This is a genomic window from Aquimarina sp. U1-2 (assembly GCF_017897595.1).
In the GTDB taxonomy this organism is placed as follows: domain Bacteria; phylum Bacteroidota; class Bacteroidia; order Flavobacteriales; family Flavobacteriaceae; genus Aquimarina.
The window spans coordinates 29,663-49,893 of the sequence record NZ_JAGKIK010000018.1 but is presented as its reverse complement, the minus strand read 5'-3'; the positions used below and the strand labels follow the sequence as shown (position 1 = coordinate 49,893).

The window sequence follows — 20,231 nt, the reverse complement described above, 5'->3', positions numbered from 1 at the left end:
TTTGTACCTTTGCGATCATATACAGATTATAATGACCCTTACTTTTTATAAATATCAGGGAACAGGAAACGATTTTATAATTATTGATAATCGTGACCCAAAAGTGTCCAAAAATGATACCAAACTATTTGCAAGACTTTGTGACAGGAAATTCGGTATAGGCGCCGATGGTCTAATGTTATTAGAACAACCGAAGAATGATGAAGATGATTTTACTATGGTCTATTTTAATGCTGATGGAAATGAAAGTTCTATGTGCGGAAATGGCGGAAGGTGCCTAGTCGCTTTTGCAGCCAACTTAGGTATCATAACAACTAAGGCAATTTTTACTGCTATCGATGGTAAGCATCATGCCGAAATCAAAAACGGTTCGGTGCATCTACAAATGCAAGATGTCTCTGAAATTGAAATATACGATTCTCATTTGTTTCTCGATACAGGATCTCCTCATCATGTTACACTTGTAGAAGAGTTATCAGGTTTTGATGTGAAAAATACGGGAAAGAAAATACGGAATGGAGCTCCTTACTTTGATGCAGGAAGTAATGTGAATTTTGTTGAAAAAAATAGTACAAGTTCATTCGCTGTACGTACTTATGAAAGGGGTGTAGAAGATGAAACCTTATCCTGCGGTACTGGTGTTACTGCGGTAGCTCTTGCGATGCATGCGACACAACTAACAAGTGAGCGAGAAATTAGTATTCACACCCAGGGAGGAGAACTTACGGTCACATTTTCTAAAGATCAAAATGGGTATAAAAATATATTTTTAATAGGTCCTGCAGAACAGGTTTTTAAAGGAGAAATTAATGTTGACATTACAAGGTGAAAAAGTTTTTTTACGGGCACTTGAACCTGAAGATTTAGAATTTATTTACACTATAGAAAATAACGAGCAAATTTGGGAAATGAGTGCTACACAAACCCCATACTCTCGTTTTTTGATCAAGCAATATTTAAAGAATGCGCATCAGGATATTTATGAAGTAAAACAACTACGACTTGTTGTTTGTACTCTAGATGAATCGCCTATAGGTCTTATTGACCTTTTTGATTTTAATCCAACTCATAACAGGGCCGGAGTAGGTATTATTATTGCTCAAGAAGAAAGTAGGGGTAAAGGTTACGGAGCCGAAGCTTTAGAGATCATAATTAATTATGGAGTTACTCATCTAAGATTACATCAATTATACGCAAACATATCAGAAGATAATCTAGCGAGCATCAAATTGTTTGAGCACTGTGGGTTCAAAAAAATCGGAATCAAAAAAGAATGGAATTTAGTAAACAACTCGTATAAAGACGAGTATTTATATCAACGAATATATGTACATTAAAAAAATCTTATTAGGAATTGTAATATTAGGACTAATAGCAGGGGGAATTTTTGCATATTATGTGTATCAGGCGGTATTTTCTCCTAACACAAGTTTTGAAAAAGAAACAGCCGCTTTATATATTCCAACCGGTACAACATATACCGAGTTGATAGAAGAAATTAGCCCTTTGGTTGATGATATTTATAGTTTTGATAGAGTTGCCAGACGCAAAGGGTACATGAACAATATCAAGGCAGGTCGATATATTTTGAAAAAAGGAGCTAACAATAATGAGATGATCGATCGTTTACGAAGTAAAAATAGCCCTATTCATGTAACCTTTAACAACCAGGAAAGGCTTGAAAATCTAGCAGGAAGAGTCGCTACCCAAATTGAAGCAGATAGTACCTCATTAGTAACTGCGTTTAAAGATTCAGTATTTTTAAAAGAGAATGGACTTTCTAAAGAAACGGCTTTGTCTATGTACATTCCAAATAAATATGAGTTTTTTTGGAATACTTCTGCAGCTCAATTTAGACAACGAATGTTGAAAGAATACAAGCGTTTTTGGAATGAAAAGCGTATAAAAAAAGCTAACGAAATCGGTTTGACTCCCGATCAAGTAATGACCTTGGCTTCGATTGTTCAAAAAGAAACTGCAAAGGTTGATGAGCGTAGGCGTGTGGCCGGAGTTTACATGAATAGGTATAATAACGGTTGGAAACTTGATGCAGATCCTACTGTTATTTATGCGTTGAAAAAACATCAAAACAACTGGGATACCGTTATTAAGCGCGTTTTGTACAAGGATTTAGAAATTGACAGTCCGTATAATACTTATAAATATGCCAAATTACCTCCTGGTCCTATTGCTATGCCTGATATTTCATCAATAGATGCAGTATTGAACTATGAAAAACATGAATATTATTTCTTTGTAGCCGATATTGAAAATTTTGGATATCATAAATTTGCCAAAACCTTAAGTCAGCATAATCAAAACAAAAAGCAATATGTAAACTGGATCAATAAACAAGGAGTAAAACGATAACTATTCGTACTATAAGTTTGTAGGAAAAACTTCAATTTTTATTGAGGAAAAGGTTAAAATTGAAACCAATTTATTAACAAATTTTGTCTTTTTTGGAGGATGAATCTATGGCGAAGAGTATAAAATTTATTCGGTAAAAACACATAATCTGTCGTTTAAGTGCTATTTTTTTTATATTAAGCAGTGATTTTACATACTTTTAACTCTTTTTTAAGTTGTAAACAACTGTATTTCAGTATTATAATTCCCTTAACACATTGTAGTTATATATTTAATTATTTATTGTATATTTGCACGGCAAAAATTTAAGTAGAGGGGACCATTTTTTAGATGGCTACTTAGAAAATTTTTATATGATAAACAAGATAGTTGGATTATCTATTTTACTTACAACTGGGGGTATATTTTTGTTAAGTTTTACAACAAAAGAAAAGACTGATTTTAGTTCTTATAGCACCGCCGGTCTTGATCTGTATTATATTGCACCTAATTTTAACGAGATTGAAGACGAAAATACATTTACGGCTCCTAATTTGGGAAAATCGTATCTTGGTTTTAAAGAAGCACTAGCATTTAAAGAATCCAGAGGAGACTATGGCGTAGTGAATCAATTTGGTTATATGGGAAAGTACCAGTTCGGAAGAGGAACTTTAGCGCTAATTGGTGTCAAAAATATGAGTAGAGAAGATTTTTTGAAGGACTCAGCACTTCAGGAAAAAGCCTTTTATGCATATCTTTCACGAAATAAATGGGTACTACGCAGGGATATTAAATGGTTTGTAGGTCGAACTATGAATGGCGTCAAAGTTACTGAATCAGGAATCTTAGCAGCTGCACATCTAGCGGGGCCTAACGCTGTAAAGAGATATCTTCGAAGCGGAGGAGTAGAAGGTTTCGCTGATGCTTTTGGTACTACTATACGATATTATATGAAGAGATTTGGAGGATACGACACTTCATATGTAGTTCCAAATCGAAAAGCAAAGGCTATACTTTAGTATTTGCCAAATATTCTAAGATTAATCTTTATTAGCACCGCCAAAGGGTTTACTCCACGAAGCTTGTCTTATCCTTTGTAATTATTAAAGTTTTGCTCCGCTCAATCTCTCTGTATGATATAGATAGTCGGTTTTTTATGTAGATCAATTTCTTCATTTTTCCACTCTTCTATTCGTTTTGTAGCTATGAATTCTGAGGTTAGTGTAATATTACTCGCAATACATAATCTGGTGCTAGCATGCAATATAGATTTCAAATCACTGAACATTTTATCATTTCTATAAGGGGTTTCGATGAATATTTGCGCTTGATTTTTCTCTAGTGACGTTTTTTCTAAACTTTTAATGGCAGCTTTTCTTTCGTTTTTATCTATAGGAAGGTATCCATTAAATGTAAAATTTTGCCCATTCATTCCGCTACTCATCATCGCTAATACTATTGATGACGGACCTACCAAAGGAACTACCTGTATATTTTTCTCATGAGCAATTTTTACTACCTCTGCACCAGGGTCTGCAACGCCTGGGCAACCCGCATCAGATAGTAATCCAATAGATTCTCCATTAAGACATGGTGTTAAGTAATTTGGTATTTCTGTAACATCGGTATACTTGTTTACAGAATGGATAACCAATGATCGTTGAGATTTACTAGGGCTTACTTTCTTGATAAACCTGCGAGCAGGCTTTTCATTTTCAACTATATAATGATTGACCTGTTCTAATACTTTTTTTATGGATATGGGAAGTACTTCCAGAGGGACATCATCTCCCAATCTAGTGGGAATTAAATATAATTTGCCTTTGGGATCTAGGGGTTTAAGCTCCATATTATTTTAGGTTAAGTTTCTAAATCTTTAACTAAAGTTTTAGGCTAATGTAATACTACATAAATTAAATATACAAAAACTTTGTATCAGAGAATATTTATGATGACTTCTCTAGTTTAGTAACGATAAGATCGCATGCTTTATTGAGCATTTGGTAAACATCTTCAAAACCTTGTTCGCCATCGTAGTATGGGTCGGGAACATCTAGATTGCTATTGGGGTGTAATTCGTTTAGAATAAGTGTAACCTTATCTTTTTCTTTTGCGTTACGAGCAAGCTTTATAATATCTTGGTAATTAGAATTATCCATCGCATATATAAAATCATATGCTTCAAAATGATGGGTGTTAAACTGTGCTGCTTTTTGATCGGTAATATCAATACCGTGTTTTTTAGCAATATCGATAGATCTTTTGTCAGGTCGTTTTCCTATATGATAATTACTGGTGCCGCAGGATTCTACGATATATGTATTGCTATCTAATTTAGATTTTAATATACCTTCTGCCAAAGGAGATCTACAGATATTACCAAGGCATACCATTAGAATTTTAGTTTTCATTTTGGTAGATAGTTTTAAAAAAAAATGTGTGTTTAAAGCGTGAGCTTTTTTCCTAAATCTTCGACATATTTTCTAAACTGTTTATCTGTAGAAGATAGATTGTCAACAGTTTTACATGCGTGAAGAACGGTAGCATGGTCTCTCTTTCCAATTTGAGTACCGATACTAGCTAGAGAGGCTTTGGTGAGTTTTTTTGCAAAAAACATAGCTAGTTGACGTGCCTGGACGATATGGCGTTTACGAGTTTTAGATTGTAGTGTCTCTACGTCCATTTGAAAATAATCGCTAACTACTTTTTGTATGTAATCAATCGAAACCTCGCGTTTTGTATTTTTAACATAATTATCTACAATGGCTTTAGCCAAATCGATTGTAATATCTTTTTTGTTGAAAGAAGAATGTGCAATAAGCGAAATGATAGCACCTTCTAACTCGCGGATATTCGTTTTAATATTATTAGCTAGAAATTCAACAATATCTTCAGGCATTTCAACGCCATCTCGATATAACTTATTTCTAATGATGGAGACTCTAGTTTCAAAATCCGGTTGGTGTAATTCTGCAGATAATCCCCACTTAAACCTAGAGAGTAGGCGTTGCTCGATATCTTGCATATCAACGGGAGCTTTATCGCTGGTTAAGATTACTTGTTTTCCGTTTTGGTGAAGATGATTAAAAATATGAAAAAATACATCTTGTGTTCCGGCTTTACCAGATAATAATTGAATATCATCAACAATTAATACGTCTATAATTTGATAAAAGTGAATAAAATCATTACGATTATTCTTTTTTACAGACTCTATGTATTGTTGGGTGAATTTTTCTGCGGAAATGTAGAGCACTGTTTTTTCTGGGTAGTTGTCTTTGATGTTTACACCAATGGCATGTGCCAAATGGGTTTTACCGAGTCCCACCCCTCCAAATATCAATAACGGATTAAAAGAAGTGCCTCCTGGTTTATTGGCTACAGCCATTCCTGCAGAGCGAGCCAATCTATTTGAATCTCCTTCTAAAAAGTTTTCAAAATTGTAACTGGGATTTAACTGAGACTCAATCTTAACATTGCGTATACCAGGTATAACAAAAGGATTCTTAAGTTCTGGGTTTTTACTTTTAATTGGTACATCAACCTCTTGAGAATTTACAGCAGTACGATTGGCACTAGGTATCTTTTCAGTAAATGGTTTTTTGTTACCATAAGTGTTTTCCATTTTAATAACATACACTAGTTTTGCAGTTTCACCCAACTCACGAGTTAACGATACCTTGAGTAAATTTACATAATGTTCTTCGAGCCACTCATAAAAAAATTTACTAGGAACTTGAATGCTTAATGCGCCATCTGTAAGTTTTACGGCCTTGATTGGTTCAAACCAAGTTTTGAAAGCTTGTGGTGTAATGTTATCCTCTATAAAAGATAAACAATTATCCCAAACCGATTGCGCAGTTACATTCATTCGAGTGGTTAGATTTACTGTTTTTTAAGTTATTAAAACTAAATTGTTGAAAAACTCCTTACTGTTTTGCCTGACAAATATGTGAACAAAAAATGTAAAAAAAAAACATTTTGGGTGTTGAATTTTAATTATTTTTTTCGCATAATTTGATAGTACTACTTTTAATCCAGTCTTTAATTTTTTAAAACACATATATGTCAATTACCTCAGAAACAAAATTAAAAGTGCGCTATTCTGAAACAGACCAAATGGGTGTTGTTCATCATGGGAATTATGCACAATATTTAGAATTGGCAAGAATCGACTGGTTATCCCGATTAGGCATTTCTTATAAATCGATGGAGGAAAATGGGGTTATGCTTCCCGTATATTCTCTACACCTTAAATTTAAGAAATCCGCCTTCTTTGATGATGAATTGACTGTTAAAACTTCATTGACGAAAATTCCTACAGCAAGTATCACTTTCGATTACCAAATTTTCAATGATGCCCAAGAATTATTAACAATTGCTTCTACGACTTTGGTTTTTGTTGATAGTACAACCAGAAAACCTATTGCTTGCCCTTCTTATGTGCTTGATAAAATTAAAAAACTATCGACTTTTTAAAGCTTTAATTTTAATTTGGTATAACGGGGAAAAAACCTCTTTTATTTTATTAGCTTTCTTTTTTCTGACAGAAATATAAATTTTGCAGTCTAATGTCAATTCTTGCTTTGTGATACGTATACCTTGCTCTTTAATTATACGCATTACCTTGTTCATATCTTTGTATTCAAAACTAATACAGTAGTCGACGTTTATCGTTTTTTCTATAATTTCAGAAGTTTCTATTGCCAATTGTGCCGAAGTTCTATAGGCATTGATTAATCCACCAACTCCTAATTTGACCCCTCCAAAATAGCGAACAACAACGATTAAGATATTAGTGAGTTCGTAGGATTGTATTTGACCGTAAATAGGTTTTCCTGCAGAGTTAGAAGGTTCACCATCGTCATTAACACGATATTTTGTTACTTCTATTCCTATTTTCCATGCATAGCACCAATGTCTAGCAGCATGATGTTGCTTTCTAAGTTGTTCTAGAATAGTGTTTATTTCTTCCTCAGCAACTACTGGAAAGGTATATCCGTAAAATTTGCTGTTTTTTTCCTTGTAAAGTACTTCTTCACTTTTTGATGCTATGGTTCGGTATGTATCGCTTATTTTCAACGTACTTAATTTATATAGAAAGAGTTACAAGAAGTATGCTTATAATCGCCAAGGTAATGCCTATCCAGTTTTTTAAGGTTAACCGCTCTTTAAATAGTAAAATTCCGGCAACGGTTGATACCAATAGTATAGCTACATTGTTGATGGTGAATACAGTAGAGCTATCCATATGTTCATAGCGTAATGCTTGTATGATAAAATATATTGAGAAATAATTAGGGATTCCTAGTCCGATTCCTGCGATCACATTTTTAATCGATATGCTTAATGTTCCTACCATTCTTTTATATACCAAAGTACAAAGCCCTACTATTGCAGCAAAACCGAAGATAGTGGCAGAGAATATTGGAATGTCATCTTTGGCTACATAATAAGTTTCAAAATATTTTAAACTTGTATCTATGCACCCACTTCCTATAAAAACTAATACAGGAAATATAAGATTTTCTCTGGTGACAGAAAGGCCTTCGCCAGATTTTATCGAAGTTAAATATACGGCAATTAACGCGATTAAGATTCCGCTAATTTTTAAGATTCCTGTACTTTCCTGATACATAAATATTCCGAAGAGAATAGGAATCACTAAACTCATCTTTGTGGCCACCGCAGCTACCGATAAGCCATTTCTTTGTGTGGTTATGGCCATTAAATTAAATACTGCGATAAAGATAACACCTAGTACTACTGCACCATAAAACCAGTTTTGTTTTGTTATTGTAATTATGTGAATAGGTTGCGAATAAGCAATAAGTCCAGAGAAACACGCTACAATATAATTGATGATAATGGCTTGTAGCGTATCTACATTATATTTAGAAAATAGTTTAAATATAATAAAGATAAGGCTGGATACTAAAATGCTAAGAATTAGGTAAATCAAAATAAATGCGATTTAATAGTAAATAAATTGATAATATCTTGCGTTTTTGGATCATTGTTCCAGGTATGAATGCCTAATTGTGCTGCCGCGATGGTGTTTTCTGGGGTGTCATCTATAAAAAGAGTTTCATGGGGCTGTATCTGATGTTGTTCCAACACAAATCTAAAAATATCGGCATTGGGTTTTCGTAACTGTATTTCATGAGATAAATAAAAAGCATCAAAACATGATTTGAAAGTTTCATAGAAGGGAACAGTTTCTTTTATAGCCTTGATGTGCAATTCGTTGGTGTTGCTTAAGAGGATGAGTTGATAGTGTTGTTTTGCGCTCAATTTTTCAAGAAAATCCAAACGATATCTCGGAAAATCTAGCAATATAGCATTCCAGGCCTGTATTAATGCTGTTTTCGAAGCTTCAGGAAACAGTGTTTGGTAATGATCCAGAAATGTAGCGGTAGTTATTTTTCCAGTTTCATAGAGCGTATTCAATTCTTGTAATTCAGCATTAAAATCAAAGATTCCCAAGGCCGATAGTTCTTTAAAGATTGCGTTTTTATCTAAATTGATAAACACATCCCCAAAATCAAAAATGATCGTTTTAATCATTGTATAGCAGTTTTAATGTATCGTCGATGATTTTTTTTTCATAGAGCAAACGTCCTCGAAGTTTGGGAGCCTCAATGCCATTTTTAAAATCTACGTTTCCCTCAAAAATTCTAGCTTCATCCCATAGATTTTCATCAATAAACGATTGAAGTGTAAATCGTCCCCCCTCTATAATAACCGATTGAATTTGATGTCGATAAAGAATATCGCATATTTGAATCACCTGATTTTTTTTAAGAGACAAAGTTTCATAAACGAGAGTATCTTTGTTTTCCTTTTTATAATCTTCTGTAGTAATCACTATAGTATTCGTTTTACCATGTAATACTTCAGAATTTACAGGGATGCGACCATAGCGATCAATTATAACCCTTGTGGGCGGATTACCAGACCAGTCCCGTATATTGAGCTTAGGATTGTCTTTTATCACAGTTTGATTACCGACCAAAATACCCTGTTCTTCTGCACGCCATTTGTGTACTAATTGTCTAGAATATTGATTAGAGATCCAAACAGGAGCTCTTTGAGTAGAAGTGTCTGGCGCTATATAACCGTTTTTAGTTTGCGCCCATTTTAATATAATATAAGGTCTCTTTTTTTGGTGGAATGTAAAGAATCGCTTGTTCAGTTCGTTACATTCGGCTTCAAGTATTCCTACTACTACATCACAACCGGCATTCATTAATTTTTGAATTCCTGATCCAGATACCTTGGCAAACGGATCTACTGTGCCAATAACCACCTTTTTGATTCCTTTTTGAATAATCAAGTCGCTGCACGGGGGAGTTTTTCCAAAATGACTACAGGGTTCCAGACTTACATATAGCGTTGCATCTTTTAATTTTGTTTCATCTTTTACCGATCGAATAGCATGTACTTCGGCATGGGGCTCACCTGCTCTATAATGCCAACCTTCACCTATAATATGTTTTTCATGAACAATAACACTTCCTACCATTGGGTTTGGGTATGTAGTTCCTAAACCGTGTTGAGCAAGTTCAATGCATCGTTTCATGTATGGAATATGGTCGATCAATATAGATGAGATATTTATAAAGCTTTTTTATGTTGAAGACTATTTTTTAATCAAATACGTAAAAAACCTATAGTATTTGGCAACTTTTTGTTTTTCAATATGTTAAAGATTGTGCTTTGTATCATAAAGTACACCATTTTTGAGCTACAAGGATTGTTGATAATAACGGAAACTTCTTCGTTGATTCCTGAGCAGATTTGATGTATATTTCATCTGTGCTTTTTACAGTTTCTTTTAATGCAAGATAAAATTAGTCGCTTCTTGGTTCTTATTGGTATTAACCAAGTTATCAGTTTTTATTTTTTGATGCATTAAAAATTAATTTTTGATTTGTGTTTTTGCTGAAAAATTAAAGGAATTGAACTCATCTTGACTTTTTTGATTAAAGTGAAAAATAGAGATTTTTTGCTTAATTGAAAGCATTTTTTTGTTGCATAGCCTTTGCTACGGAACTCAAAAATGATAAAAAGTAGGTAAAAAAGATCATTTTGCAGCTAATTATAAAAAGTCAAGATGAGTTCATTATCTAGTATCAGCATCACAAATGTAGTGAACTGGTTTAATTTTTTTAGCAAATTGAAAAAAGTTTAAACCCGATCAGTATTTAAAATATAATGGAAGACATAATAATAAGACAAATTGAACCTAAAGATAATACAGCTATAGCGCAAGTAATAAGAAATGTACTGATAGAAATGGGAGTTCCCAAGGTAGGTACTGCTTATGAAGATAAAGAGCTAGATATGATGTTTGAAACCTATGAGTTACCCAAACGATCTTATTTTGTAGTAGAAGAAAACGATGCTATTCTAGGCGGTGCAGGCATAGCCCCTTTACAAAGGGGAGATGCTACTATTTGTGAACTGCAAAAAATGTATTTTTTGCCCGTAGCCAGGGGGAGAGGTATAGGTAGTATGATGATACATCGTTGTCTTGATTTTGCAAGTCATCATGGGTACTCGAAATGCTATTTGGAAACCATGCCTTATATGACCTCAGCACGACGACTATATAAAAAGGTGGGTTTTACAGAATTACCGGGTCCCCTGGGTGATACAGGACACTATAGTTGTGAGGCATGGATGATAAAAGATTTGGTCTAAAATAATTCACATTGAAAATAAAAGATGTAAGGGTTGATTTTAAGAATTCTTTATCAGAAGTATATGAAGAAGAAGAGGTCATGTCTTTTTTTTATATACTTTCTGAAGAAATTTTGAAATTAAGAAGGGTTGATGTAGCGATAGCTTTAGAGAAAGAAGTATCAGCAAGTGAAATCGTTCAGTTTAATGAGGCAAAAACAAGACTCTTAAATCAGGAACCGATCCAATATATTATAGGGCACACTTATTTCTATGGATTGTGTTTTATTGTGAATGAGAATGTGCTAATTCCGAGACCCGAAACAGAAGAGCTTGTAGATTGGATTTTAAAAGATCAGGAAAGTTTAGAGAGCACTATAAAAATTTTAGATATAGGTACAGGAAGTGGATGTATCGCCATTGCTTTGGCTAAAAATTTACCGAATGCCAAAGTGTATGCTATGGATATCTCAAAACAGGCAATAGAAGTAGCAAAAGTGAATGCAATTAAAAATGAAGTAGAAGTAACATGTATTCATGAAAATATATTAATGTGCGAGGATCTAACTCAAGAATTTGATATCATTGTTTCTAATCCGCCTTACATAAGAGCATTAGAAAAAAAAGAAATCAGACCTAATGTTTTGGATAATGAACCGCATCAGGCTCTATTTGTTTCTGATCATGATCCTTTACTATTTTATGAGAAAATTACCATATTGGCAAAAAGAAGATTAAAGTTCAGAGGAAGATTGTATTTTGAAATTAATCAATATTTAGGAGAAGAAACGGTTACTATTATAAAATCTTTGGGTTTTGAATCAATAATATTGCGAAAAGATCTATACGGAAACAATCGTATGATACAAGCGCGTAAGCCATAGTTCGCAATATGCAGAAGTTTGTAACCTAAATGCTGCTGATTATTTTTAAGTATCGAGAAAGTTTTAGAAATGAGAAGTTAAAAAATGAATACAGAACAACAAATCAATCAATTACGAGAAGAATTACGTCAACATAACTACAATTATTATGTTTTAGATGCCCCTACTATAAGTGATTATGAGTTTGACATGAAACTCAAAAAGCTTCAGAAATTAGAAGAACAATATCCAGAATTTTATGATCCTAATTCGCCAACATTACGCGTTGGAGGAGAAATTACAAAAAATTTTGAGACCATAGTACACGAGCATAGAATGTATTCTTTGGATAACTCATACTCCAAAGAGGATTTGCTAGATTGGGAAAAGCGAATTAAAAAATTGGTTGATGGCGATATTCATTATACTTGTGAGCTTAAATATGACGGAGCTTCAATTAGCTTAACCTATGAGAACGGAGTCTTACTAAGAGCAGTGACCAGAGGTGATGGGATACAAGGAGATAATGTAACCACCAATGTAAAAACCATTAGATCGGTTCCTTTAAAACTAAAGGGTAATTTTCCTCCTAAATTCGATATACGAGGAGAAATAGTATTGCCCTATGAGGGTTTTGCCAAGATGAATCAAGAACGACTCGCTGCCGGAGAAGAACCCTACGCTAACCCCAGAAATACAGCATCAGGCAGTTTGAAACTACAAGATAGTACCGAAACAGCGAAACGACCATTGGATTGCCTGCTGTATGCAATTACCGGAGATCGTTTAGCGATAAAAACCCAATATGAAAGTCTTGAAAAAGCAAGAGAATGGGGGTTTAAAGTTCCAAAAGAATCAAAGTTGGTAAACTCAATCGATGAGGTTCTTGAATTTGTTGAATATTGGGATGAACATAGGCATGATTTACCTTATGAAACCGATGGTGTAGTGATCAAAGTAAATAATCTGCAGCAACAAGAAGAATTGGGTTTTACAGCAAAAGCACCAAGATGGGCAATAGCTTACAAATTTAAAGCAGAACAGGTCTCGACAGTTCTTGAACAAATCACCTATCAGGTAGGAAGAACAGGTGCGATTACTCCAGTAGCAAACTTGCAGCCGGTATCGCTAGCGGGAACTACCGTTAAAAGAGCCTCGTTGCACAATGCAGATCAGATTGAAAAATTAGATATACGAGTTGGAGACACTGTTTTTGTAGAGAAAGGGGGAGAGATTATTCCTAAAATTGTTGGTGTAGATTTTCAACAAAGAACCCCAGATTCTATGCCAACGCAATACATTAATAACTGTCCAGAGTGTGGAACATTTTTAATTCGGAAGGAAGGAGAAGCGCTACATTATTGTCCAAACGATCAGGGGTGTACCCCACAAATAGTGGGGCGTATTCAACATTATATTTCTAGAAAAGCAATGGATATTGATGGTTTGGGAGGAGAAACCGTAGCTTTATTAGTACATGAAGGCTTAATCACCAATTATGCCGATCTGTATGAATTAAAGAAAGAACAAATAGTGCCTCTAGAACGAATGGCCGAAAAAAGTGCAGAGAACTTAATTATGGGGATTCAAAAATCCAAAGACATTCCTTTTGAGCGGGTATTATTCGCTTTAGGTATACGATATGTAGGAGAAACAGTAGCAAAAAAATTAGCTAAGCATTACAAATCTATACATGCTATAATTGCTTCTACTGAAGAAGAATTGGTGAATGTCGATGAGATTGGTATTAAAATAGCGCAAAGTGTTACTGAGTTTTTTGCAATCGAAGCAAATAAAGTATTGATACATAGGTTACAACAATATGGTGTGCAATTAGAAATTTCTGCAGAAAAATTAGCAAATCAAACCGATACATTAAAAGGACAAATTTTTGTTGTTTCGGGAGTTTTTGAGAAAGTATCACGAAATGAACTTAAAAAACTCATAGAGGATAATGGTGGTAAAGTGTCTAGTGCTATATCCTCTAAAACATCATATGTAGTAGCTGGTGCCAATATGGGACCTAGCAAGCTAGAAAAAGCTAACAAATTAGATATACCTATTTGTAGTGAAGATGAGTTTTTGGATAAAATAAAATGAAAACAAGAACACTAATCAAAATATTGTTATTGCTTACAGGAGGGCTATGTGTTTTAAGTAAAGCTTTACAATGGCCACAGTTAGAACTCTATGCAAAACCTGCTACTGTTCCTTTGTTATTAATGCTTTATTGGTTTAATGCCAAAAGATTAGATCCTTTGTTTTTATGTATATTACTATTATGCTTTTTGGGAGATATCTTTCTCTTAACGAATATAGAGCATAGTTTTATATATGTTCTTTTAAGCTACGCAATTTGTTATTTGCTTCTATTTTATTATTTGCATAAAGGTTATGTTCCTGTCGATTATAGTAATGCAGATATTTTATATTTGGTCATTTTTTTTGTATCATGGACTTTTATTACTTACGAAATTTATGCGGTTACCGAAGCCGCTATGGGCAGTATTAAGCCTTACGGTATAGGTTACTTAATTATTTTGTATCTGCTGTTTACGGGGTCTGTACTTCATTATGTTAATGTGAGATCTTCTCAGTCTTTATGGTTTTTAATTGCTGTTTTAAATTTTGTAATAAGTGATGCGTGTTTTGCTTTAAATAAATTTTATATAGCATCTATAGAGTTTGAAATAATTAATTCCTTATATCAATTATTAGCGGTGTTTTTTTTGGTGCAATTTAGGTTGTCTAGCCCAACTTCATTAAAATTAAATAATTTAAACTGAATGATTTTTAAAGTTTCAATTGTTCTCGCAATTCACTATCTTCACGTTGGGAAAAATCACACATTTCAAATACATTGGGCGTATTCATGTTAAAATAATATAACGTTTTGAATACGAACTGGTTTACACTTTTTTAATATGCTAAAAAAATGCTGTTTTGCACTTATATTTTATGATTTTTTACTTCCGTAGCGCTGCTATGCAAGTAAAAAATTACTTTATCTAAGTACAAAACCTTTCGCAACGGCACCATTTGGCACCTTCCTATCGGTTGGTTCTGCCTAAATCAAAAAAGTGTAAACCAGTTCTACAAAAAATATTAATGAATGTAGAAAAGTTACTCAAACTTCTCATTTCTTTTTTGATTGTAATATAGATTTTTAAATCTGTAAGCGAAATTTTATTTTTGAGTAACCAAGAAAACAATTTTTGTTGCGCAGTAAGTCTACGATTTTGTGTATGCTATGCCTGCAAATATGTATTGTTTTTTTGCATTGTTTCACTGAATAAAATAAAGCTCAACTTGGTTACCAATATGGGATCCTCAAAAAAATAAGGTGTACTTGAAAATTCAACGATTTACATACTTGCTTTTTTTTGCTACAAGTTTTATAACCTTGATAGTGGCAATTTTCTCCTATAATTCAATAATATACGTTAAACCATCAGTAATTATATCTTTGTGTTTTCTTTACATAGCTCATGCATCGCATAAGAATTTTTTGGTAGTACTTAGCTTAGTATTGGTATTAGTATGTGAAATTTTATATTTTCAAGATTATACCGGGAATTTTGAACTTTTACACATCTGTTTATTGGCTTACTATCTGGTGAATATCATCATGCTATGGAAAAGTTTACATGTAGTAAAAATACACATTAAAAAGATATTTACTTTACAATTAGCAATTTCGATGGTGCTAATTGGGTATATACTTTATGCAGTAGCAGATTTAATATTGCCACAAATTGTTAATCACAAAACAGTTCTTTTTTCGCTAATTATAGTGTTCATTTTTTTTATTGCAGTATGTTATTACATCTACTTAAACAGTAAAACAGTAGTGAGTTATTCTCTTATGGTAGCCGCTTCTTGTTTTTTAATAGTTAATATTACCACGGCATTAAATAGTTTTTATGTTCATCTTGAGATATTTCCGATCATAATGACAGTTATACAGATATCGGGACAGTTTTTTTTAATCAAATTCTTTATTGAACAACACAAACTCGTTGCTAGTAGCGAAGACTATTTTTAATTATTTGAAAACAAAATAATTAAAAAATTGAGAACGTATGTAACCGCTACGCTTTTGCATTTAAAATTTTTAAACATTCCTTTTTGTAAAGTTTTTTAAAATTTTAATTGATTTGACGTTAGTATACCTAAAATTTAACTGAGAAGTCATCCTGAATACTGAAACGAGTTCAGCACAGGCTCGTTTCAGTATTCAGCTTGACGCAAACCGTTTTGGTTAAATTAAGGATACTCATAAAATTTTACTATTATTCGTTTCATACCCTCATGTTACTTAACTTTTTATAGTAAGGATACATAAATTGACTAGTTTTTGTATAAGGTATACTGATTTTCAGCGTTTTCATTTTTCTTGAAGTTGTTAAAGTGATTTAATTTGTAAAATAGCTACATTTGTGGCTTCGTAATCTTTTGATAAATGATTTTAAAGGGTCTTAAAAGAAATGCCATACAGAAAAGTATTGAATCGCATCTAGAGGGTAGAAAAATCTCTTCAGTATCAATTTCAACCCTTCATACGCTAGCTATTATAATAGATGCTTCTTATGAAATTAACAGGTCATCACTAATTAGGTTTGCAGAAGATTTGGGGGTGTCCAAAGATCGATTGCACATCTTAGGATACAAAGGTGACAATGAGTTGGAAGACGATGCCTATATTTTGCATTATAATGATAAAAGTTTTGGCGTAAAAGGAATGGTTAAAAGCTCATCTTTGTTAGACTTCTTAAAAAGAGATTATGATGTACTTATTAACTTTTATGAAGAAGATAAATTAGAACTTAATTATGTAGCAGCTGCATCAAAGGCTAAATTTAAAGTTGGTTTCTCCAAAGTGGATCATAGAATTAATGATTTGATTATCGGGGCCTCTGTGCATAATCCCAATCTCTTTATGAAAGAATTAAAGAAATATTTGAAAATTTTACAGGTACTATAACATGAGTAGTTTTCTTAGAGGAACAGGAGTGGCATTAGCTACTCCGTTTAACAAAGATGGTTCAATTGATTATTCGGGAGTTACTTCTTTGGTTAATTTTTGTAGTAAAGGGGGGGTGTCATATTTGGTTTTGTTGGGTACTACAGCAGAATCGGTTACCTTATCAAAACAAGAAAAGAGAGATCTGGTAGCTCATATTGTAAAAGTTAACGATAATAGATTACCGTTAGTAATTGGCATCGGTGGTAATAATACGGCTGCAATTCTTCAAGAGATCCAAGAAACAGATTTATCTTATTTTGAAGCGATACTCTCAGTAGTTCCTATGTATAGTAAACCGAGCCAAGAAGGTATATATGCTCATTATAAAAAGATTAATGATACAGTGCCTATACCGGTTTTATTGTATAACGTTCCCTCACGTACGGGTACTAACATGACTGCAGAAACAACACTGCGTTTGGCTCAGTTAAACAATATTGTTGGTATTAAAGAAGCAGTAAGTGACTTTACGCAAGTTTTGAAAATCATAAAAGACAGACCAAAAGATTTTTTGGTGATTTCTGGCGATGATACCCTGGCATTACCAGCAGTGGCTGCTGGTGGTGACGGAGTAATTAGTGTGATCGGACAGGGTTTTCCTCAAGAATTCACCAAAATGATCAGATTAGGGTTGGCTGGAGATACCGAACAAGCCTTTAAAATATTGTACAAGCTTTTACCAATTTTGGAATATGCTTTTGAAGAAGGCAACCCCGCGGGTATTAAAAATATTCTGAAAGCCAGAGGAATTTGTGAAGATCATCTTCGATTGCCTTTAGTTCCGGTATCTAAAAGTTTGGCAAAAAATATAGATAAGTTTATTCAAGATCTTTGATTGCACCATGGCTAAAAAGATTAAAGATCCAGGAGTAGGGATGAGCTCTAATAAAAGAGCAAAGCGTTTCATTAGTTCTGACGGATCATTTAATATTAAACACGTCAATAGGCCAAGTTCTGTATCTGAAAGTTATGAGTATCTCATAAGTATATCTTGGAGCAAGTTCTTTCTATGGGTGCTTTTAGGATATATATCAATTAATGTTGTTTTTGCTACAGTATATCTTTGTATTGGTATTTCAGGTATAACTAAATCTACCGGTAACTTTTTTGGAGACTTTTGGAATGCATTCTTTTTTTCAGCTCAGACTATTACGACAGTAGGGTATGGTAAAATGGCACCAAAAGGTATGCTTTTAGGAGTTATATCATCGTTCGAAGCTTTGATAGGCTTGCTAAGTTTTTCGTTCGTTACCGGGTTGCTATATGGGCGATTTTCAAAACCCAAAGCTAATATTCAATTTAGCGAAAGCATAATTTTGAGAAAATTTAAAGAGGTAGATTGCATTATGTTCCGATTGATGAGTCGAAGTACCAACATCATGATTAGGCCCAGAATAGAAGCTACATTATCTTTAACGCAACAAGGTGAAGATAAGAAATATGTCAATAATTTCTATAACCTAAAGCTCGAAAGAAATTCAATTACATATTTGCCAACTACATGGACTGTAGTTCATGCTATCGATGAGTCTAGTCCGTTGTATGATTTTGACAGACAAGAATTATCTCAGCTTCATGGAGAAATTTTGTTACTCATAACCTATTATGACGAATCTTTTACTCAAGAAGTACATCAGGCACATTCCTATATTCTTAAAAATATACAACACGATAAAGAGTTTGTAGAAGCTTTTTATTTTGATGAAGACGGCTATACCATTCTCGATCATGACAAACTGGACCAAACGACAGCCATTACCAATGAGCATAATTAGATATACAAATATGCAACAATGACATGTATTTCAAGTTATTTGGATAAAGAACTGGTTTAACCCGCTTTATGTATTAGAAAATTTCACAACGAAGTTCTACTGCATAATCCAGGTTTAAACTTTCATTTTTTACTTAAATCCGCTTTATGCATTAGAAAATCTATTACGGCTTTAAACTGCTGCAAAACCAAGCACTACGTTGTATTTTTAAGTTTCACCGTAGCGATGCTATGCTGAAACTTAGAAAATACTTGGTTTTATTGCATTTTCAAACCTCATAACGAAATTCTAATGCATAAACCGGGTTAAATTCAAAAAGTTTAAACCAGTTCAAATTAAAGTTTTTGTAATACGGTAGAAATAGCTATTTTTGCCAGATGTTTTTTGTATATGAATAAATTATTGTTTTTACTTATTTTTGTACTGATTTTAGGATCTTGCAGCGAATACCAACAAGTTTTAAAAGATGATGACGTGGCGGTTAAATACAAAGCTGCAGAAAATCTTTATAAAGCAGGGAAGTATAAAAAAGCACTTCGTCTTTTTGAACAGATAGTGCCTCAATACAGAGGAAAACCACAAGCTGAAAGAATAATGTATTATTATGCTGATACCTATTATCAATTAGAAGATTTCTATTTAGCGGGATATCAGTTTGAGCGATTTACAAAATCCTATCCACGCAGTGATAAAGTAGAAGATGCTTCCTTCAAAAGTGCAAAAAGCTATTATGAATTATCTCCTAGACATACACTCGATCAGGAAGAGACAACAAAAGCGATAGAAAAATTGCAGAATTACATTAATACATACCCCGATAGCGAAAAGTTGAAGGAGGCAAATGCAATGGTATCAGAGCTTAGGGAAAAGAAGGAAAGAAAGGCATACGAAATTGCAAAGCAATACCATCATAGGGAAGATTATAAAGTAGCTATTGCAGCTTTTGACAACTATTTAGTAGATTATCCAGGTTCTGTTTTTAGAGAAAACGTATTGTATTACAAACTCGAATCAGAATATCTTCTAGCCATTGGGAGTTATGAAAATTTAGTAGAAGGTCGTCTGGAAATAGCACAACAATATTATAATAATTATAAAAAATACTATAAAAACGAAGGTGAATATCTGGAGAAAGCCGAAACGATCGGAATAGATATACGCAATAGATTAGAACAATACAATTAGATAATACCGCAATAATGGATTTGAAAAAAAGTAATGCTCCTGTAAATACAACTACCATCGATAAAAATCGAATTGATCAACCGACTGATAATATTTACGAGGCCATATCGATTATATCGAAACGAGCGACGCAAATTAATACCGATATCAAAAAGGAATTACTAGAAAAACTTGACGAGTTTGCTACGTATAATGATAGTCTTGAAGAGATTTTTGAAAATAAAGAGCAGATCGAAGTGTCAAAGTTTTATGAAAGATTACCCAAACCTCATGCTTTGGCAGTGCAAGAATGGTTAGAAGATAAAATCTACCACCGAAATACCAAAACAGACACAGAATCTCTTTAAA

General features: G+C 33.3%; 21 protein-coding genes. 14 read left to right on the top strand and 7 right to left on the bottom strand.

Annotation, left to right across the window (positions count from 1 at the left end; genetic code table 11):
- Positions 1–31: 31 nt before the first annotated feature.
- The 4 genes from dapF to J8281_RS17170 all read left to right on the top strand — a co-directional run bounded on the left by dapF (position 32) and on the right by J8281_RS17170 (position 3,368).
- The gene (dapF, locus tag J8281_RS17185) at positions 32–829 is read left to right on the top strand and encodes a diaminopimelate epimerase (RefSeq protein ID WP_210198894.1); all 798 of its coding nucleotides are present in this window, start codon (positions 32–34) and stop codon (positions 827–829) included.
- Entirely contained in the window at positions 810–1,337 is a 528-nt protein-coding gene (locus tag J8281_RS17180) for a GNAT family N-acetyltransferase (RefSeq protein ID WP_210198893.1), read from the top strand. Before dapF ends, J8281_RS17180 begins: the two co-directional genes overlap by 20 nt.
- Positions 1,327–2,370 carry an endolytic transglycosylase MltG gene (gene mltG, locus J8281_RS17175; protein ID WP_210198892.1) on the top strand — a complete coding sequence of 348 codons (1,044 nt, stop codon included), beginning with the start codon at positions 1,327–1,329 and terminating at the stop codon, positions 2,368–2,370. The genes J8281_RS17180 and mltG overlap by 11 nt, the downstream gene beginning before the upstream one ends.
- Before the next feature lie 353 nt (positions 2,371–2,723).
- The gene (locus J8281_RS17170) at positions 2,724–3,368 is read left to right on the top strand and encodes a peptidoglycan-binding protein LysM (RefSeq protein WP_210198891.1); all 645 of its coding nucleotides are present in this window, start codon (positions 2,724–2,726) and stop codon (positions 3,366–3,368) included.
- 101 nt (positions 3,369–3,469) lie between these two features.
- Here the strand turns inward: J8281_RS17170 and J8281_RS17165 are convergent, their stop codons facing one another.
- The 3 genes from J8281_RS17165 to dnaA all read right to left on the bottom strand — a co-directional run bounded on the left by J8281_RS17165 (position 3,470) and on the right by dnaA (position 6,220).
- On the bottom strand, positions 3,470–4,198 hold the full coding sequence (locus J8281_RS17165; RefSeq protein ID WP_210198890.1) for an SAM-dependent methyltransferase: 729 nt from the start codon (positions 4,196–4,198) through the stop codon (positions 3,470–3,472).
- Positions 4,199–4,295: 97 nt separating this feature from the next.
- Positions 4,296–4,760: a low molecular weight protein-tyrosine-phosphatase gene (locus tag J8281_RS17160; protein WP_210198889.1), complete on the bottom strand. Its 465-nt coding sequence runs from the start codon at positions 4,758–4,760 to the stop codon at positions 4,296–4,298.
- A gap of 32 nt (positions 4,761–4,792) precedes the next feature.
- On the bottom strand, positions 4,793–6,220 hold the full coding sequence (dnaA, locus tag J8281_RS17155; RefSeq protein ID WP_210198888.1) for a chromosomal replication initiator protein DnaA: 1,428 nt from the start codon (positions 6,218–6,220) through the stop codon (positions 4,793–4,795).
- A 194-nt stretch (positions 6,221–6,414) separates the two neighbouring features.
- On the opposite strand from dnaA, the gene J8281_RS17150 reads away from it, so the two are divergent.
- Complete coding sequence (locus tag J8281_RS17150) at positions 6,415–6,828, top strand: thioesterase family protein (RefSeq protein WP_210198887.1); 414 nt, start codon at positions 6,415–6,417, stop codon at positions 6,826–6,828.
- Here J8281_RS17150 and J8281_RS17145 read toward each other — a convergent pair.
- The 4 genes from J8281_RS17145 to ribD are packed head-to-tail and all read right to left on the bottom strand — an operon-like array spanning position 6,814 to position 9,931.
- Complete coding sequence (locus J8281_RS17145; protein WP_210198910.1) at positions 6,814–7,425, bottom strand: YigZ family protein; 612 nt, start codon at positions 7,423–7,425, stop codon at positions 6,814–6,816. The genes J8281_RS17150 and J8281_RS17145 overlap by 15 nt on opposite strands.
- Before the next feature lie 16 nt (positions 7,426–7,441).
- Positions 7,442–8,311, bottom strand: a complete 870-nt coding sequence (locus J8281_RS17140) for a DMT family transporter (RefSeq protein ID WP_210198886.1) — start codon at positions 8,309–8,311, stop codon at positions 7,442–7,444.
- A complete protein-coding gene (locus J8281_RS17135; protein ID WP_210198885.1) occupies positions 8,308–8,916 on the bottom strand; it encodes an HAD family phosphatase in 609 nt (202 codons plus the stop codon). The genes J8281_RS17140 and J8281_RS17135 overlap by 4 nt, the downstream gene beginning before the upstream one ends.
- Complete coding sequence (ribD, locus tag J8281_RS17130) at positions 8,909–9,931, bottom strand: bifunctional diaminohydroxyphosphoribosylaminopyrimidine deaminase/5-amino-6-(5-phosphoribosylamino)uracil reductase RibD (protein ID WP_210198884.1); 1,023 nt, start codon at positions 9,929–9,931, stop codon at positions 8,909–8,911. Before ribD ends, J8281_RS17135 begins: the two co-directional genes overlap by 8 nt.
- Positions 9,932–10,566: 635 nt before the next feature.
- Between ribD and J8281_RS17125 the strand changes: the two genes are divergently transcribed.
- From J8281_RS17125 to J8281_RS17085, 9 genes are all read left to right on the top strand, one after another.
- A complete protein-coding gene (locus tag J8281_RS17125) occupies positions 10,567–11,055 on the top strand; it encodes a GNAT family N-acetyltransferase (protein WP_210198883.1) in 489 nt (162 codons plus the stop codon).
- 11 nt (positions 11,056–11,066) lie between these two features.
- Positions 11,067–11,918, top strand: a complete 852-nt coding sequence (gene prmC / locus J8281_RS17120) for a peptide chain release factor N(5)-glutamine methyltransferase (RefSeq protein ID WP_210198882.1) — start codon at positions 11,067–11,069, stop codon at positions 11,916–11,918.
- 84 nt (positions 11,919–12,002) lie between these two features.
- On the top strand, positions 12,003–13,997 hold the full coding sequence (gene ligA, locus J8281_RS17115; protein WP_210198881.1) for an NAD-dependent DNA ligase LigA: 1,995 nt from the start codon (positions 12,003–12,005) through the stop codon (positions 13,995–13,997).
- Positions 13,994–14,683 (top strand): lysoplasmalogenase family protein, encoded by a 690-nt coding sequence (locus tag J8281_RS17110; RefSeq protein ID WP_210198880.1) that lies wholly within the window; start codon positions 13,994–13,996, stop codon positions 14,681–14,683. The genes ligA and J8281_RS17110 overlap by 4 nt, the downstream gene beginning before the upstream one ends.
- Before the next feature lie 1,676 nt (positions 14,684–16,359).
- Complete coding sequence (locus tag J8281_RS17105; protein ID WP_210198879.1) at positions 16,360–16,881, top strand: hypothetical protein; 522 nt, start codon at positions 16,360–16,362, stop codon at positions 16,879–16,881.
- 1 nt (position 16,882) lies between these two features.
- Positions 16,883–17,758 carry a 4-hydroxy-tetrahydrodipicolinate synthase gene (dapA, locus tag J8281_RS17100; protein WP_210198878.1) on the top strand — a complete coding sequence of 292 codons (876 nt, stop codon included), beginning with the start codon at positions 16,883–16,885 and terminating at the stop codon, positions 17,756–17,758.
- A 7-nt stretch (positions 17,759–17,765) separates the two neighbouring features.
- Positions 17,766–18,698, top strand: coding sequence for an ion channel (locus J8281_RS17095; RefSeq protein ID WP_210198877.1), 933 nt, complete (start codon positions 17,766–17,768; stop codon positions 18,696–18,698).
- Positions 18,699–19,088: 390 nt separating this feature from the next.
- Positions 19,089–19,883, top strand: coding sequence for an outer membrane protein assembly factor BamD (locus J8281_RS17090; protein ID WP_210198876.1), 795 nt, complete (start codon positions 19,089–19,091; stop codon positions 19,881–19,883).
- A 14-nt stretch (positions 19,884–19,897) separates the two neighbouring features.
- Positions 19,898–20,230 carry a DNA-directed RNA polymerase subunit omega gene (locus J8281_RS17085; RefSeq protein ID WP_210198875.1) on the top strand — a complete coding sequence of 111 codons (333 nt, stop codon included), beginning with the start codon at positions 19,898–19,900 and terminating at the stop codon, positions 20,228–20,230.
- Position 20,231 lies beyond the last annotated feature (1 nt).